Source organism: Methylovulum sp., from assembly GCF_028687615.1.
GTDB lineage: Bacteria > Pseudomonadota > Gammaproteobacteria > Methylococcales > Methylomonadaceae > Methylovulum.
In genome coordinates, this window is sequence record NZ_JAQTZU010000025.1 from 25609 (window position 1) to 41552 (window position 15944).

Consider the following 15944-nt stretch of genomic DNA (forward strand, 5'->3'; position numbering starts at 1 on the left):
TTATGAAAATAGAAGCATTGCGTGTTAAGAACTTTAAAGCTTTTAGGGAAATTAAGTTATCTAATTTGCCCGCCATTTCTGTCTTTATAGGCGCAAATGGCACGGGTAAAACAACTTTGTTTGATGTTTTTGGTTTTTTACGCGATGCCTTGCAAGATAATGTCCGTGTTGCCTTGCAAAAGCGGGGTGGTTACAAAGAGGTGGTGACAAGGGGCGAGAATGGCCCGATTGAAATTGAAATTAAATTTCGTGAACATGATGATAGAGCACATAGCCCTTTGGTCACTTATTCCCTAACCATTGAATTAGACAATAATCAACCCGTCGTTAAGCGCGAAGTTCTTAAATATCGAAGAGGGGCAAAAGGCCAACCTTGGCATTTTTTGGATTTTAAGAAGGGTTCAGGGATGGCGATTACTAACGAAAGTAGCTATGAAGATAAAGAGTCTCAAGAGACAAAAGAAGAACAAACTGTCGATTCTCCAGATATTCTTGCCTTAAAAGGCTTGGGGCAGTTTCAACGATTTAAAGCGGCCAACAGTTTTCGTAAATTAATTGAAAGCTGGCATGTGTCTGATTTTCATATTGGTGATGCACGCCCTAGCCAGGAAACTGGCTATGCCGAACATCTTTCAACACGCGGCGAAAACATGGCATTAGTTGCCCAGTTTATGTATGAAAACCATCGGTCGATTTTTAACGAAATTTTAGAAAAGATGGCGCAACGCGTTCCAGGTGTATCCAATGTGGAAGCGACTGATACCGAAGATGGACGGATTCTTTTAAGGTTTCAGGACGGCTCATTCAAAGATCCTTTTATTGCCCGTTATGTCTCAGACGGCACAATAAAAATGTTTGCTTATTTGTTGCTGCTACACGACCCCAATCCGCACCCGTTATTGTGCGTGGAAGAACCGGAAAACCAGCTTTATCCAAGCTTATTTTGCGGCTTGGTAGAAGAGTTTCGGGATTATGCTGACAAAGGTGGGCAAGTGATGATTTCAACCCATTCGCCGGATGTGTTGAACCATATTAAACTGAATGAAATTTTCTGTTTGTCAAAAAAGCAAGGCATCACAGTTATTGAGCGGGCAAGTGAAAATGCTTTATTGGTTAATTTAGTACAAGAAGGCGACCTTCCTGGTGCATTGTGGAAGCAAGGCTTGTTTACGGGGATTAATCCGCAATGAAGCAATTGGTTTTTTTGTTGGAGGAAGAATCCATGAAAGTATTGCTTGAGGTTTTGTTGCCAAAAATTTTGCCGCCCGAAACCAGCTTTATTTGCATTGCCCACGAAGGCAAGCAAGACCTTGAAAAATCGACTCCCCACAAATTAAAAGCTTGGCGAACACCAGCAAATTTTGTGATTGTGCGAGATAAAGACGGTGCGGATTGTTTGGAAATTAAAAAACGTCTGGTGGATTTGTGTGTGCAAGCAGGTCGCGGAGACAGTTTGGTGCGTATTGCGTGCCATGAATTGGAGGCTTGGTTGCTGGGCGATTTGGCGGCAGTTGAAAAAGCATTTGGAATCAATAAACTCTCCTTGCAACAACAAAAAAGTAAATTCAAAGAACCCGATAAACTAGCGAATGCCTCAGAAGAATTAGAAAAATTAGTTAAAGGCTACCGTAAAGTGAGCGGGGCAAAAAAGATTGCCGCTTACATGGACATCAAGCAAAATCATTCCCATAGCTTTAACTGCTTCATTAGTGGAGTCAATCGCTTGTTAAGCACTGACTAAACTTTATTTTAACCACATTCCACATTTTAATATCTAATTAACAACCATGTCCGAAATCCAACAAGACGAACAAGAACAAATCCGCCAACGCCGTAGTAAACTCAATGAGTTGCGCGGACACAGCATCGCTTTTCCTACCGACTTCCGCCGTGATGTTATCGCTGGCGAATTGCTGGCGGGATACTCAAACAAGAGCAAAGAAGAGCTGGAAGCCGAACCGTTGCGGGTAAAAATCGCCGGACGCATCATGACCCGCCGGGTGATGGGCAAGGCCAGTTTCTGCCACATCCAAGACATGTCCGGCAAAATCCAATTGTATGTGACCCGCGACGCGCTGCCTGAAGGCTTGTACAACGAGCAGTTCAAAAAATGGGACATTGGCGACATCATCGGTGCGGAAGGCGTGTTGTTCAAAACCCAAACCGATGAATTGAGCATCAAAGTCGATAGCATCCGTTTGCTGACCAAAGCCTTACGCCCGTTGCCGGAAAAATTCCACGGCATTGCCGACCAAGAAATCAAATACCGGCAACGGTATCTGGATTTGATTATGAGCGAGGAATCACGCAACACCTTTTTCATCCGCTCGAAAATCGTCGCCTACATACGCCAGTTTTTGACCGAACGCCAGTTCTTGGAAGTGGAAACGCCGATGATGCAAGTCATCCCTGGCGGCGCGACGGCGCGTCCGTTCACCACCCACCACAACGCGCTGGATATGGATATGTATTTGCGTATCGCGCCGGAATTGTATCTGAAACGCTTGGTGGTCGGCGGTTTTGAGCGCGTATTTGAAATCAACCGCAATTTCCGCAACGAAGGCTTATCGACCCGCCACAACCCTGAATTCACGATGCTGGAATTTTATCAAGCCTACGCCGAATATCACGATTTGATGGACTTGACCGAAGCCATGTTGCGCGGCATTGCCGAAGAAGTGGTCGGTCACACCGTCATCAACTATCAAGGCGAGGAATACGATTTCGGCAAACCATTTGAGCGCATGACTGTGGTTGAATCCATCCTGCATTTCAACCCGGATTTGACTGCCGATGATTTGGCAACCCGTGAAGCGGCGGTAAAAGTGGCGGAAAACTTGCGTATTCCAGTCAAAGACGGTTACGGCCTGGGCAAAATCCAGATTGAGATTTTTGAAAAAACGGTTGAAAGCAAGCTGATGAACCCGACGTTCATCACCGCCTATCCGGTGGAAGTGTCGCCTTTGGCACGGCGCAACGATGACGACCCGCATGTCACCGACCGTTTCGAGTTTTTCGTTGGCGGCCGCGAAATCGCCAATGGCTTCACCGAGTTGAACGACGCCGAAGACCAGGCGGTGCGTTTCCAGAAACAGGTTGAAGAAAAAGAAGCGGGTGATGATGAAGCCATGCACTTTGACGCCGATTACATCACCGCGCTGGAACATGGGATGCCGCCAACGGCAGGCGAGGGCATAGGCATTGACCGTTTGGTGATGCTGTTCACCGATTCGCCATCCATCCGCGATGTATTGTTGTTTCCGCACATGCGGCCTAAGATTTAAACTGTTTAGCTCACCTTTCAGCACAAGGTCGGGTTAGCGAAGCGTAATCCGACGTAATTGGCGTAAAAGAATGTCGGGTTACGCTTTTTCGCTCGGCAACTGCCCCCTACGTTGCCCTATCTCCTGCATGACCCACATGGATGTGGGAAATGCAGATAGTGCAGGAGCAACTATCTGTCCATGCAATCGTAACCCGACTTACGATTGATCTGCTTTCATCCCCGCATGACAACAAACCCAATCAATAACAAAATCTTAGCCCAACGCGACCTCGCCGTGTTATGGCATCCCTGCACGCAAATGAAAGATCATGAAAATCTGCCGATGATTCCAATCAAATCGGGGCGGGGCGTTTGGCTGGAGGATTTTGACGGCAAGCGTTATTTGGATGCGGTCAGCTCGTGGTGGGTGAATTTGTTTGGCCACGCCAACCCGGTAATCAACGCCGCGCTGAAAGAGCAATTGGATACCTTGGAGCATGTCATTTTTGCCGGTTTCACGCATGAAACCGGTATCCAACTCGCCGAAAAACTGGTGGACATCACCCCCGCTGGCCTGAACCGCTGTTTTTATGCCGATAATGGTTCGGCGGCGGTGGAAGTCGCGCTGAAAATGAGTTTCCATTATTGGCGCAACGGTGGGCAAACCCAAAAAACCCAGTTCATCACCTTGGAAAACAGTTACCACGGTGAAACCTTGGGTGCGTTGGCGGTGGGCAATGTCGCGCTGTACAAAGAAACTTACGCGCCTTTGCTGATGGACGTCATCACCGTGCCGGGGCCGGATTGCTATTATCGGGAAGCGGGCGAGACGTGGGCGGAGTATTCCACGCGCCGCTTCGCGCTGATGGAGCAAACCTTGCAACAACACGCCGATACGGTGTGTGCGGTGATCATCGAGCCGCTGGTGCAATGCGCGGGCAGTATGCGCATGTATGATGCGGTTTATTTGTCGTTGTTGCGCGATGCCTGTGATAAATACGGCGTGCATCTGATCGCCGATGAAATTGCCGTAGGATTTGGGCGCACGGGGACGCTGTTCGCCTGTGAACAAGCGCACATCAGCCCTGATTTTTTGTGTTTGTCCAAAGGTTTGACGGGCGGTTATCTGCCCTTGTCGGCGGTGCTGACGACCGATACGGTTTATCAAGCGTTTTACGCGGATTACACCCAATTGACCGCGTTCCTGCATTCGCACAGCTACACAGGCAACGCCTTGGCCTGTCGCGCGGCCTTGGCTACCATCGGCATTTTCCAGCAAGAGGACATCATCAACAAAAACCAACGGCTGATTGCCAAATTGGCGGAGGCGGCGGCTCGTTTCCATGGGCATCCCAATGTTGCCGAAGTAAGGCAAACGGGGATGATTTTAGCGATAGATTTGGTGAAAAACAAAACCACCCGCGAGCCGTTTGCGTGGCAAGAGCGGCGTGGTTTAAAGGTTTACCAATTTGCTTTGACGAAAGGCGTGTTGTTGCGGCCTTTGGGCAATGTCATTTATTTCATGCCGCCGTATATCATTACCGAAGCGGAACTGGAATTGCTCGCCGAGGTGGCTAGTCAGGGCATAGAATATGCCGTTAAAGACTAATTTTCCAAACACCAACACGCGATAGAATGAATGCTGTAAAGATTTGTTTGTTATCTAAAACTGAAAAACTATCAGGAATGCTATGGCAACGGTAAATTATGAAGAAGATATTGTCGCTTGGGCCAACGAGCAGGCGTGGTTAGTCCGTAATAAAAAATTTGACTTGCTGGATCTTGAACACATCGCTGAGGAGATTGAAGACGTGGGTAAAAGCGAGCAACGTGAACTGGCAAGCCGTATGGCGGTGCTGCTTTGCCATCTGCTCAAATGGCAGTACCAGCCCGCACGTCAAGGCGCGAGTTGGCGGGCGACGATAAAGGCGCAACGGGCGCGCATTAAGCGGCGTTTGCATAAAACACCCAGTTTAAACAGTTGCTTAACAGATGCGGAGTGGTGGGCGGACGCTTGGGATGATGCACGCGATGTGGCAGAAAAAGAAACGGGCATCGCTTATGAAAAATTTTCTGAACAATGCCCGTGGGAAGTTGAAAATATTTTGTCGGAAACTTGGTTTCCGCAATTTTTTGAAAGCCATTGAAACCGTGTAGGGTACGTTGAGCGTACATTTTAGCAGTTAAAGGAAGTTATTTTAGCCAAATCCTTACACATTCAATCCTAACTATTTACAAGCACCATGCGCGTTTCCAGACTCTACACCCCCCTGACGCTAAACCCAGGCCAAACCGTCGAACTCGACGATGACAGCGCCCATTACTTACGCTCGGTTTTACGGCTGAAAACTGATGACGCGATTGTCCTGTTCAACGGTGATGGCAACGAATTCCAGTGCCGGATTGATGAAGTCACCCGTAAGGCGGTTAGGATTGCTTTGGGGCAACGGCAAGGACGCACTGTCGAATCGCCGCTGCATATCACCTTGGGTTTGGGTATTTCTCGCGGCGACCGGATGGATTTGTCGGTGCAAAAAGCCGTGGAACTGGGCGTGAACCAGATCACGCCCCTGTTGACCGAGCGGTGCGTGGTGCAGTTTAAAGGTGAAACCAAACCGCAACGCTGGCTGCATTGGCAAAAAATCATCGAACATGCCACCGAACAAAGCGGACGGACGGTGTTGCCGGCGTTGTCAGCCATAGAACCGCTCTATAATTGGGTAGATAACCAACACGGTTTGAAAGTGTTCCTCGACCCTTACGCACAAACGTCCTTGGCCGAATTGCAACCGGAAGACATGAAAGTGACTTTGTTGACGGGGCCGGAAGGCGGTTTTGCCGGGCAGGAACGTGAGTTGGCGCAGGCGGCGGGATTTATCCCCGTGCGTTTAGGCCAGCGCATTTTACGCACGGAAACGGCCTCGTTGACGGCCTTGGCGGCGGTGCAGATGTTGTGGGGCGATTTTAAGTGATGCGGACGTTGTTTTACGCGCTGGTGCCGTTGTTGGTTTTATTGTTCGCCGCCGTGTTGGCCAGTGTCATCGGTTTCTTCATCGTGCAGGTGTTTGACGGTTTACCTGTGCAGAAAGCCATCAACAAAACCACGCAAGTGCTGTTGGTGTTGAGCATTTTTCCGGCAATGGCCTGGCTGAAATTGACCAAAACGGATTTGGGTTTTGCCGGACGCAAACTATTTTTCAAACAATTAGGGCAAGGTTTCGGCTTGGGTTTTGTCACGCTGATGCCGGTGTTCATCGTTTTGACAATTTTGAAAATTAATGTTTTGGACGAATCACAAGCCTGGACGCTGGCTTGGTTTTTAGAAAAATCCAGCATCGCCGTATTGCTTTCGTTGTTAATTTCCTTGATTGAAGAACCGTTATTTCGCGGGATTTTATTGGCGGGGCTGTTGAAAAAACTGCCCGTATCGGCGGCGGTCATCATCAGCTCGGCCTATTACGCCTGCCTGCATTTCATTAAAACTTCCCAAAATATCCCGACGGCGGATTTGACCTTGTCCAGCACATTTGGCCTTTTAGTCGATGCTTTCGCCAATCTGCTCAACCCCGATATTTTGAGCGCATTCTTGGCTTTGCTGATGGTCGGGATATTTCTGGGCTTGCTCAGGACGGGGCGCGAAGCCAGTTTGGGTTTGTGCATCGGTTGCCATACCTGCTGGGTATGGTTGATAAAAATGAATAAAACTTTGTTCAACACCGATTTTAATGCCGACATGGCGTTTTTGGTCAGCCCTTATGATGGCGTGATCGGGCCGTTGGTGACGGCTTGGTTGCTGTTGGCAGTTTTCGCGTATTGGTTTTGGCAACGCGGTAAGCAAGCGCTTTGAGAGCTGGCTTCATGTTTAATCCAACTCACATTTTCATTGGATGCGTCTAGGCCACCCAGACAGGGAAGCTACGTTATAATGGGCCGCTTTGCATTATCCATCTAACCATTCCAATCCCATGCACCCGGCTTTTGTCCATCTCAGGCTCCACACCGAATTTTCACTGGTAGACGGCATCGTTAAGATTAAGCCGTTGGTCAAACGCTTGGCGGAATTGAACATGCCCGCCGTCGCCATTACCGATAATGCGAATTTGTTTTCGCTGGTCAAGTTTTACAAAGCGGCGATGGGGCAGGGGATTAAGCCCGTCGCCGGTGCCGATGTGCTGATGTTCAATCCTGACGAACCCGACAGCCCGTTCCGTTTGACTTTATTGGTCAATCACCAGCAAGGCTATGTGACTTTGACCGAATTGATTTCGCGCAGTTATCAGGAAGGCCAGCTTTTGGGTGTGCCTATGCTGCGTAAAGAATGGCTGGAAGCCAATCATGCCGGCTTGTTGGCTATGTCCGGCGCGATGGATGGCGACATCGGCAAGGCCTTGTTGGCGGAAAACACGGAAGCGGCGCGGCAGTTGGCGGCTTACTGGAGCGGACTGTTCCCGCAGCGTTTTTATCTGGAATTGCAACGGGTCGGCAAACCGGAAGAAGAGCGTTACATCGCCGCCGCCGTGGATTTGGCAATCGCGGCGGGCTTGCCTGTGGTGGCGACCAATGACGTGCGTTTTATTGATAAGGAGGATTTTGCCGCCCACGAAGTGCGGGTGTGCATCAACCAAGGCCGCGTGTTGGACGATACGCGGCGGCCTAAAGATTACACCGAGCAACAATATTTGCGTAGCGGTGAGGAAATGCAGGTCTTGTTTGCCGACTTGCCGGAAGCCTTGGCGAATACGGTCGAAATTGCCAAACGTTGCAATATCAGTTTGAAATTAGGCGAGAATTTCTTGCCGGATTTTCCCGTACCAGCGGGCATGACGCTGGGCGGATTGATGGCGGCGGAGGCGAGAAAAGGCCTGGATGAACGCTTGCAACATTATCCCGCCATCGGCAAAGGCACGGATGAGGAAAACCGACTTCCGTATTATGAACGCTTGACCATCGAGCTGGACGTGATCAACGCGATGGGTTTCCCCGGCTATTTCATGATCGTCGCCGACTTTATCCAATGGGCGAAAAACCACCAGATTCCGGTTGGGCCAGGCCGGGGTTCGGGAGCCGGATCGTTGGTTGCTTACGCTTTGAAAATCACTGACTTGGACCCGATTGAATTTGATTTGCTGTTCGAGCGGTTCTTGAATCCCGAACGGGTTTCGATGCCCGACTTTGATATTGACTTCTGCATGGACCGCCGCGACGAGGTGATCAACTACGTCGCCGGGCATTATGGACGTGACCATGTCGCGCAAATCATCACTTACGGTTCGATGGCGGCGAAGGCGGTAATCCGCGATGTCGGGCGTGTGTTGGGTTTTGCTTATGGTTTTGTCGATGGTCTGGCGAAACTGGTGCCGTTTGAAATCGGCATGACCTTGGACAAGGCTTTAAAAGACAGCCCTGAGCTGAAACAGCGTTATGACAACGAGGAAGAAGTCAAGACCTTGATTGATATGGCCTTGTCTTTGGAAGGCACGGTCAGGAACGTCGGCAAACACGCGGGTGGCGTGGTCATTTCACCGACCAAACTGACCGATTTCACGCCGTTGTACTGCGAAGAAGGCGGCGGCAACCTGGTCACGCAATTTGACAAAGATGATGTTGAAGCCGTGGGTTTGGTCAAATTCGACTTTTTGGGTTTGCGGACGCTGACCATCATCGACTGGGCCTTGCAAACCATCAACACCCAAAAACACAAAGCGGGTGAAGCACCGATAGACATCACCACCATCCCCCGCGATGACCCGCCAACTTACGAGTTGCTGAAAAAAGGCCTGACCACCGCCGTGTTCCAGCTCGAATCACGCGGCATGAAAGAGCTGATCAAAAAACTCAAGCCGGATTGTTTCGACGACATCATCGCGCTGGTGGCCTTGTTCCGCCCCGGCCCGCTGGAATCCGGCATGGTCGATGATTACATCAACGTCAAACACGGCGCGAAGGCCGAATACGCGCACCCGCTGCTGGAGCCAATTTTAAAGCCGACCAACGGCGTTATCTTGTACCAAGAACAGGTGATGCAGATTGCGCGGGAATTGGCGAGTTACACGCTGGGTGGTGCGGATATGCTACGCCGCGCGATGGGCAAGAAAAAACCCGAAGAAATGGCGAAGGAGCGGGAGAAATTCACTTCCGGCGCGGTCGCCAATCAAATTGACGAGTCTATCGCCACTTATGTGTTTGACTTGATGGAAAAATTTGCGGGTTATGGTTTCAACAAATCGCATTCCGCCGCTTATGCCTTGGTCGCCTATCAAACCGCATGGCTGAAAGCGCATTACCAGGCGGCGTTTATGGCGGCGGTATTGTCGTCAGATATGGACAACACCGATAAAGTCGTCGTGTTGATTGAAGAATGCCAGCAAATGAAGCTGACTATCTGCCCGCCCGACATCAATTTGTCGGAGCATAAATTTACCGTCAATGATAAAGGCCATATCGTTTATGGCTTGGGCGCAATCAAAGGTGTGGGCGAAGCGGCGGTTGAAGAGGTGATTATCAACGAGCGCAACACCCACGGCGCATTCACGGGCTTGTATGATTTGTGCAAACGCGTGGATTTACGCAAGGTCAACAAGCGCGTCCTCGAAGCCTTGATCAAAGCGGGGGCGTTTGACGAATTCAATCCCTGCCGCGCCAGCCATTTCGCCGAACTGCCCACCGTGTTACGCGTCGCCGAACAGCACGGCAAAATGGCCTTGACCGGGCAGAATGATTTGTTTGGTTTGGCGGTCAATCACGAAGAGTCAGAAAATGCCGAAGCCTACAGCACCTTGGTCGAACCGTGGACGGAAAAGGAAAAACTCGACGCGGAAAAAGCTATTTTAGGACTCTATCTGAGCGGGCATCCGATAGACCAATACGCCGCCGAATTGCGCCAATTCACCAATGGCACACTTGCCAGTATGCAGGATACGGTGGAACGCTCGCGCGGGCCAGTTTCAGGGCGGGTGGCGGGCTTGGTCGTTGACATCCGCGCCCGCCAGGCCAAAAGTGGCAAGACCATCGTGTCCGTCCTGCTGGACGACCGCACCGCACGTCTGGAATGTACGGTTTTCGGCGAAACTTACGAACGTTACCGCGACGTGTTTGTCCGTGACACCTTGTTGATCGCCGAAGGTGCGTTGGCTATCGACAGCTATGCCAATGCCTTGCGCCTGAATGTCGAGAAAATCTACACTATAGAACAGGCCCGGTCCACGTTTGCCAGGTCATTGCAGGTGCAGTGGACGGCTTTCGGGCCTGATCAAATGACCATCAACCAACTTGCCGCCATTTTGCAGGATTTTAAAGGCGGGCAGTGTCCGCTAGAGCTGAATTACCAATCGCCCGTTGCCAAGGCCATGTTAAGGCTAGGTGACGAGTGGCGCGTGAATGCGGGTGACGGGTTGGTGATTAAATTACGCGCCTTGTTTGGCAAGGACAATGTGGACATCAAGTATCGTTGAGGCATCAGGCGGAAAGGCTGGGCCAGCATAAAAGACGCCACCCGAATGTCCGCCGCATTGGACGCCTGTAGATAATCCACGAAAAGCATCACTCCCTCGACAACAGACACTTACGCCGCTTATACTCTCACCTTAGTCAAATGACTAGCTTAACTGCCCTCATCAACCTAAATAAAAATATAGGGTTACTTATGTGTTTCAGCGCAACTATGTCACTCGGTCTGGGCGTGGTCGGTATTGCCGCCTCAGGTGTTACTTTCCTTGATAAAAAAGAGACTTTTTGGGTACGCTCCGCCAGAGCCTATGCCATTTTCCATTTTTCCTTGATGGAATTTATCCAGTATTTTGCCTATCCGGTCGCTGACCAATGCGGCTATGGCACGAATTTATTCTTAAGCGAATTATCGACTTACCACATCGCTTTACAAGCTTTTGCCATCATGCCCGCGTTGGCGACGTATTCATCCGACCCGACCGCCTTGAAACGTGCCGCACAATTGGGTGGTGGTTTAAGTGCCATATTTATCTTATGCAGTTTCCTGCCGACTAACTGGCAATTATTTAGCGAAGAATCGAATTTTATCGGCAATATCATCGCCTGCATGCGCAACGGCAAATACCATATCGCTTATAACATCGCCAGTGCCTATGGTGAATTGGTGATGTATGGCTCCTTGTTTGCCCTGGCCTTGAGTGGTTTTGTTTGGAAAAACAATAAAAAAATAGCGGCTTACCATTTCGTCATGGCGATTTTCACCCTGTATTTCCCGCAATGGTTTTTTGGCGTCACCACCGGCGAAGCGGGGGCGATTTATTGTTTTTATTCGATCCCCATCACCGCCAGCTTTATGCCGCAGTTTAAAAAGTTTTTCACCGCCCAGGTTTATGATTATCAGCCTGATGAGACTTTGGAAGAGAATGCCTGATTTACTTTAGCTGGTTGGAGTACAAACCCAGGTTTGTACTCCAAAACACTTGATTGATACGCCACCGAAAAACAACATCCCTCAAAGCCACCGACTCTATATAATAGGTTGCTTTCTTCCCTCTGTAGATTTTATCCATGCCTTTATTACGATTAACCAACGTCTCCATCGCTTTTGGTACCCATGCTTTACTCAAAAACGCCGATTTCCAGCTTGATGCGGGCGAACGGGTCGGATTGCTGGGCCGCAACGGCGAAGGCAAATCCACCTTAATGAAAATCATCGCCGGCAATATTTATGCCGACCACGGCGACATCTGGCAACAACCGGAATTGCGTCTGGCCTGGCTGGAACAAGCACCCGAATTGCCAAACGGTGCGACCATTTACGATGCCGTTGCCGATGGCCTGGGCGAATTGGGGCATTGGATCACGCGCTACCATGCCTTGACGATGACAATGGATTATGAAGATCCCAAGGCGTTGGATGAACTGGGGGATTTGCAACATAAACTCGAAGCCCATAACGGCTGGCATTTCCAGCAACGGGTGGATACCACCTTAAGCAAGCTGGATTTGCCTGGCGAATTAATTGTCGATAGCCTGTCCGGCGGTTGGAAACGCCGCGTCGCCTTGGCCCGTGCCTTGGTCATCGAACCGGAAGTGCTGCTGTTGGACGAGCCGACCAACCATCTGGATTTTGAAAGCATTTTGTGGCTGGAAGAGCAAATCCTGGCTTTCCAAGGGGCAGTATTGTTCGTCACCCATGACCGTGCATTTTTACAAAAACTGGCGACACGGATTATTGATTTGGATCGCGGTAACCTAGTGTCGTGGCAAGGCACCTACGACGATTACTTGCGCCGCAAAGCCGCCGCGTTAGAAGACGAGGCCAATCAAAACGCCGAATTTGACAAGAAGCTTGCCGAAGAAGAAGTCTGGATACGCCAAGGCGTAAAAGCGCGGCGCACCCGCAACGAAGGCCGCGTCCGCGCCTTGGAAAAACTCCGTGAAGAACGCGCCCAACGCCGCAACACCCAAGGCACGGCGCGTCTGGCTTTGGAAAGGGCCGATGCCTCTGGTAAAAAAGTCATTGAAGTCAAAGACATCAGTTTTGGTTATGGCGAAAAAACCTTGATCAAAAACTTCTCCACGCTCATCCAACGCGGCGACAAAGTCGGTCTGATCGGCGCGAACGGCGCGGGCAAATCCACCTTGTTGAAACTGTTGCTTAAACAACTCGAACCCAACACGGGCAGTGTAGAGCAGGGCACACGTCTGGAAATCGCCTATTTCGACCAATTGCGCGACCAGCTCGACCCCGAACTGACGGTTGCCGAAACCGTTGGCAACGGCAGCGATTTTATTGAGATTGGCGGCAATAAACGCCATGTCATGTCGTACTTGGGCGATTTCCTGTTCCCACCCGCCCGCGCCCGCTCGCCCGTGAAAAGCTTGTCGGGCGGCGAGAAAAACCGTCTGTTATTGGCGCGTTTGTTCACCAAACCCGCCAACCTGATCGTCATGGACGAGCCGACCAACGACTTGGATTTGGAAACCTTGGAATTGCTGGAAGAAAAACTCATCAATTTTGAAGGCACTTTATTGCTGGTCAGCCATGACCGCGCCTTCCTCGACAACGTCGTCACCAGTGTCTTTGTGTTGGACGGTTCCAGCAAAGTGCAGGAGTTTATCGGCGGTTACAGCGATTGGATAGCCTACAATGAAAACAAACCACAAACCGCCTCGCCAGCCGCCAAAAAAAACCAGCCAATTCAAGCAATTGAATCCAGTGTTGGTGCGAAAAAGAAGAAACTCAGTTATAAGGAACAGCAGGAGCTGAAAGCGTTACCGGAATTGATAGACAAACTGGAAACCCAACAGGCCACGTTGAGCCAACAAATCGGCTCCCCCGATTTTTATAAAAACTCACCGGATAAAGTCAATAAGGCCTTGGATGATTTGAAAAAACTGGAAAGCCAACTCGCGCAAACCTACCAACGTTGGGATGAACTGGAAGCGGCGGACGAAGCATAAAATCATTGCCATAATTAGTTGCGCGTAAAAACCGAAACGGACTTGAAGTTCTTAATAAAGCTAAAAAATTTGTAAAACAGATTGCAACACAAGGCAATCTGCATTATTCTATCGGGCTATCTGTAGCCCTACAGAGCAGATCAGGAGAGATGGCCGAGCGGTCGAAGGCGCACGCCTGGAAAGTGTGTATACGGCAACGTATCGAGGGTTCGAATCCCTCTTTCTCCGCCAAACAGGCATCCAGCGAGGTGCAAAGAAGTACAAAAACCCGCAAGCTGTATGGCTTAGCGGGTTTTTTATTGTCCAACGAAGTGTAACGAAATACAGTAACAGTTTGCACTTTATGCAGTAAGTATTACAGTAACAGGCACTCCCCCACTATGAGTTACTGCAATGGCTAAAGAATTACTGGCGGATGTTACTGTAAAGAGCGCAAAACCAAGCGACAAGGACAAACGATTAAACGATGGCGGCGGGCTTTATCTGCTTATCAAACCCAACGGGGCTAAATGGTGGCGTTTTGATTACACCATTAACGGAAAGCGTAAAACCTTATCGCTTGGCGTTTATCCAGATACCGGATTAGCCGATGCCAGACGTAAAGCTGAAACTATCCGTAACCAAAAATCAAACGGTATAGACCCCGGCCTTGCCCGCAAGATTGAGAAAGCGGGCGATGAGGCCAGCACCTTTGCCGCCATTGCTAAAGAGTTTATGCAAGCCAAGCCGAACTGTAGCGAAAGCCACCGTAAACACATTGGCGAATGTTTCGAGCGTGACGTATTCCCTTGGTTAGGCAACAGGCCAATGAAAGATTTAACCGCTATGGAAGTGCTGGCAACCTTGCGGCGCATTGTTGACCGTGGGGCACTTGAAACCGCAGCCAGAACCAAGCAATTTATCGGGCAAGCCATACGCTACGGTATCGCCACGGGCAGGGCTGAACGTGATGTAACGCAGGATTTACGCGGGGCTTTGCCTTCACCCGTGCGCGGTCACTATCCCGCTATCATCGAATCCAAACCACTGGCGCAACTGCTACGCGATATAGATTCTTATGGCGGCAACTTTGTGGTCAGAACCGCCTTGCAACTGCAACCCCTGATATTTGCCAGACCCGCCAACCTTGCTGCGGCTGAATGGACAGAATTTGACCTTGACGCGGCGGAATGGCGCGTAAGCCCACGACAAAATGAAAATGAAAGACGCGCATATCGTACCGTTAAGCACTCAGGCAATCGCCTTGCTTAGGGATATTCACCCGCTGACCGGAAACCAACAATACGTTTTTGCCAGCAACCAAGGCAAAAACGGCGAAAAGCACATAAGCCGCGAATCCATAGGTGCGGCAATCCGGCGCATGGGCTACCAAGGCCAGCACACCGCCCACGGTTTCCGCACCACAGCAAGCACACTTTTACATGAGCAAGGATTCCATTCTGACATGATCGAACGCCAGCTTGCCCATGCCGAACGTAACCGCGTAAAAGCCGCCTACAATCGGGCGCAACACTTGCCAGAACGCCGGAATATGATGCAAGCATGGGCGGACTATCTGGACGGCCTCAAAAACGGGGCGCAAGTAATACCGTTTAAAAAAGCCCTGTGATGCTGGATTGCTTTTGTGGCTTGAATTGTCCAGAGACGTATAATAAAGGCCAATAACCTACTAAATAGGCGGTGAGATCATGAACCAACCCCAATTTATAACCAACGCTAACGGCGACAAGACCGCCGTTATTTTGTCAATGGCTGATTATCAAGAACTGATGGAAGACCTAGAAGACTTGGCGGCAATTGCAGAAATTAGCGAAGAGGAAAGCACCCCGTGGGAACAAGTAAAATTGGAATTGTCCGAACATGGCTTGTTTATAAGGTCGAGTTAAAAAAATCCGCCCAAAAAGCCTTGCTAGGCTTACCCAAGCCGATTATTCAAAGCCTTACGCCGTTGATTGATTCATTAAGCGGCAACCCTTATCCATCAGGCTGTAAAAAGCTATCAGGCTTAGACCACACCTACAGAATAAGGCACGGTGATTACCGGATTGTTTATTCTGTTTTCGATACGCGGCTGATTGTCCAGATTATCAAAATCGGACACCGGAAAGACATTTACCGCTAACCCTCATAAAGCATAAGTGTTTAGTCCCGCATTTAAATGGTTTACTATATCCTAAACTCAAGGAGCAAAAGCTATGGGGCAACTACTACACGGAACAGCCACGACCACGCACGCCGTCCGAGAAAAAATACAAAACGCTGAAGG

General features: G+C 49.9%; 14 protein-coding genes and 1 tRNA gene. All 15 read left to right on the top strand.

Going from position 1 to position 15944, the window contains the following annotated elements:
• The first annotated feature begins 2 nt into the window (after window positions 1–2).
• The 15 genes from PHH59_RS13700 (at window position 3) to PHH59_RS13770 (ending at window position 15800) form a co-directional block, all read left to right on the top strand.
• On the top strand, window positions 3–1190 hold the full coding sequence (locus PHH59_RS13700; protein WP_300017216.1) for an AAA family ATPase: 1188 nt from the start codon (window positions 3–5) through the stop codon (window positions 1188–1190).
• Entirely contained in the window at window positions 1187–1741 is a 555-nt protein-coding gene (locus tag PHH59_RS13705; RefSeq protein WP_300017219.1) for a DUF4276 family protein, read from the top strand. The genes PHH59_RS13700 and PHH59_RS13705 overlap by 4 nt, the downstream gene beginning before the upstream one ends.
• 46 nt (window positions 1742–1787) lie before the next feature.
• A complete protein-coding gene (gene lysS, locus PHH59_RS13710) occupies window positions 1788–3284 on the top strand; it encodes a lysine--tRNA ligase (RefSeq protein ID WP_300017222.1) in 1497 nt (498 codons plus the stop codon).
• A 240-nt stretch (window positions 3285–3524) separates the two neighbouring features.
• Window positions 3525–4874, top strand: coding sequence for an adenosylmethionine--8-amino-7-oxononanoate transaminase (locus PHH59_RS13715; protein WP_300017255.1), 1350 nt, complete (start codon window positions 3525–3527; stop codon window positions 4872–4874).
• Window positions 4875–4956: 82 nt separating this feature from the next.
• Window positions 4957–5412 (top strand): DUF29 domain-containing protein, encoded by a 456-nt coding sequence (locus PHH59_RS13720; RefSeq protein WP_300017225.1) that lies wholly within the window; start codon window positions 4957–4959, stop codon window positions 5410–5412.
• A 96-nt stretch (window positions 5413–5508) separates the two neighbouring features.
• Entirely contained in the window at window positions 5509–6237 is a 729-nt protein-coding gene (locus tag PHH59_RS13725) for a 16S rRNA (uracil(1498)-N(3))-methyltransferase (RefSeq protein ID WP_300017228.1), read from the top strand.
• Entirely contained in the window at window positions 6237–7112 is an 876-nt protein-coding gene (locus PHH59_RS13730; protein WP_300017231.1) for a CPBP family glutamic-type intramembrane protease, read from the top strand. The genes PHH59_RS13725 and PHH59_RS13730 overlap by 1 nt, the downstream gene beginning before the upstream one ends.
• A 118-nt stretch (window positions 7113–7230) precedes the next feature.
• On the top strand, window positions 7231–10716 hold the full coding sequence (gene dnaE, locus PHH59_RS13735; RefSeq protein ID WP_300017234.1) for a DNA polymerase III subunit alpha: 3486 nt from the start codon (window positions 7231–7233) through the stop codon (window positions 10714–10716).
• 191 nt (window positions 10717–10907) lie between these two features.
• Window positions 10908–11642, top strand: a complete 735-nt coding sequence (locus PHH59_RS13740) for a DUF5765 domain-containing protein (RefSeq protein ID WP_300017237.1) — start codon at window positions 10908–10910, stop codon at window positions 11640–11642.
• 137 nt (window positions 11643–11779) lie between these two features.
• Window positions 11780–13678: an ATP-binding cassette domain-containing protein gene (locus PHH59_RS13745; protein ID WP_300017240.1), complete on the top strand. Its 1899-nt coding sequence runs from the start codon at window positions 11780–11782 to the stop codon at window positions 13676–13678.
• A 143-nt stretch (window positions 13679–13821) separates the two neighbouring features.
• Window positions 13822–13909, top strand: a tRNA-Ser gene (locus PHH59_RS13750).
• Window positions 13910–14071: 162 nt separating this feature from the next.
• On the top strand, window positions 14072–14929 hold the full coding sequence (locus tag PHH59_RS13755; RefSeq protein ID WP_300017243.1) for an integrase arm-type DNA-binding domain-containing protein: 858 nt from the start codon (window positions 14072–14074) through the stop codon (window positions 14927–14929).
• A complete protein-coding gene (locus PHH59_RS13760; RefSeq protein ID WP_300017246.1) occupies window positions 14871–15287 on the top strand; it encodes a site-specific integrase in 417 nt (138 codons plus the stop codon). Before PHH59_RS13755 ends, PHH59_RS13760 begins: the two co-directional genes overlap by 59 nt.
• Before the next feature lie 79 nt (window positions 15288–15366).
• Window positions 15367–15564 carry a hypothetical protein gene (locus PHH59_RS13765; protein WP_300016112.1) on the top strand — a complete coding sequence of 66 codons (198 nt, stop codon included), beginning with the start codon at window positions 15367–15369 and terminating at the stop codon, window positions 15562–15564.
• A 20-nt stretch (window positions 15565–15584) separates the two neighbouring features.
• Entirely contained in the window at window positions 15585–15800 is a 216-nt protein-coding gene (locus tag PHH59_RS13770; RefSeq protein WP_300017249.1) for a type II toxin-antitoxin system RelE/ParE family toxin, read from the top strand.
• Window positions 15801–15944: the final 144 nt, after the last annotated feature.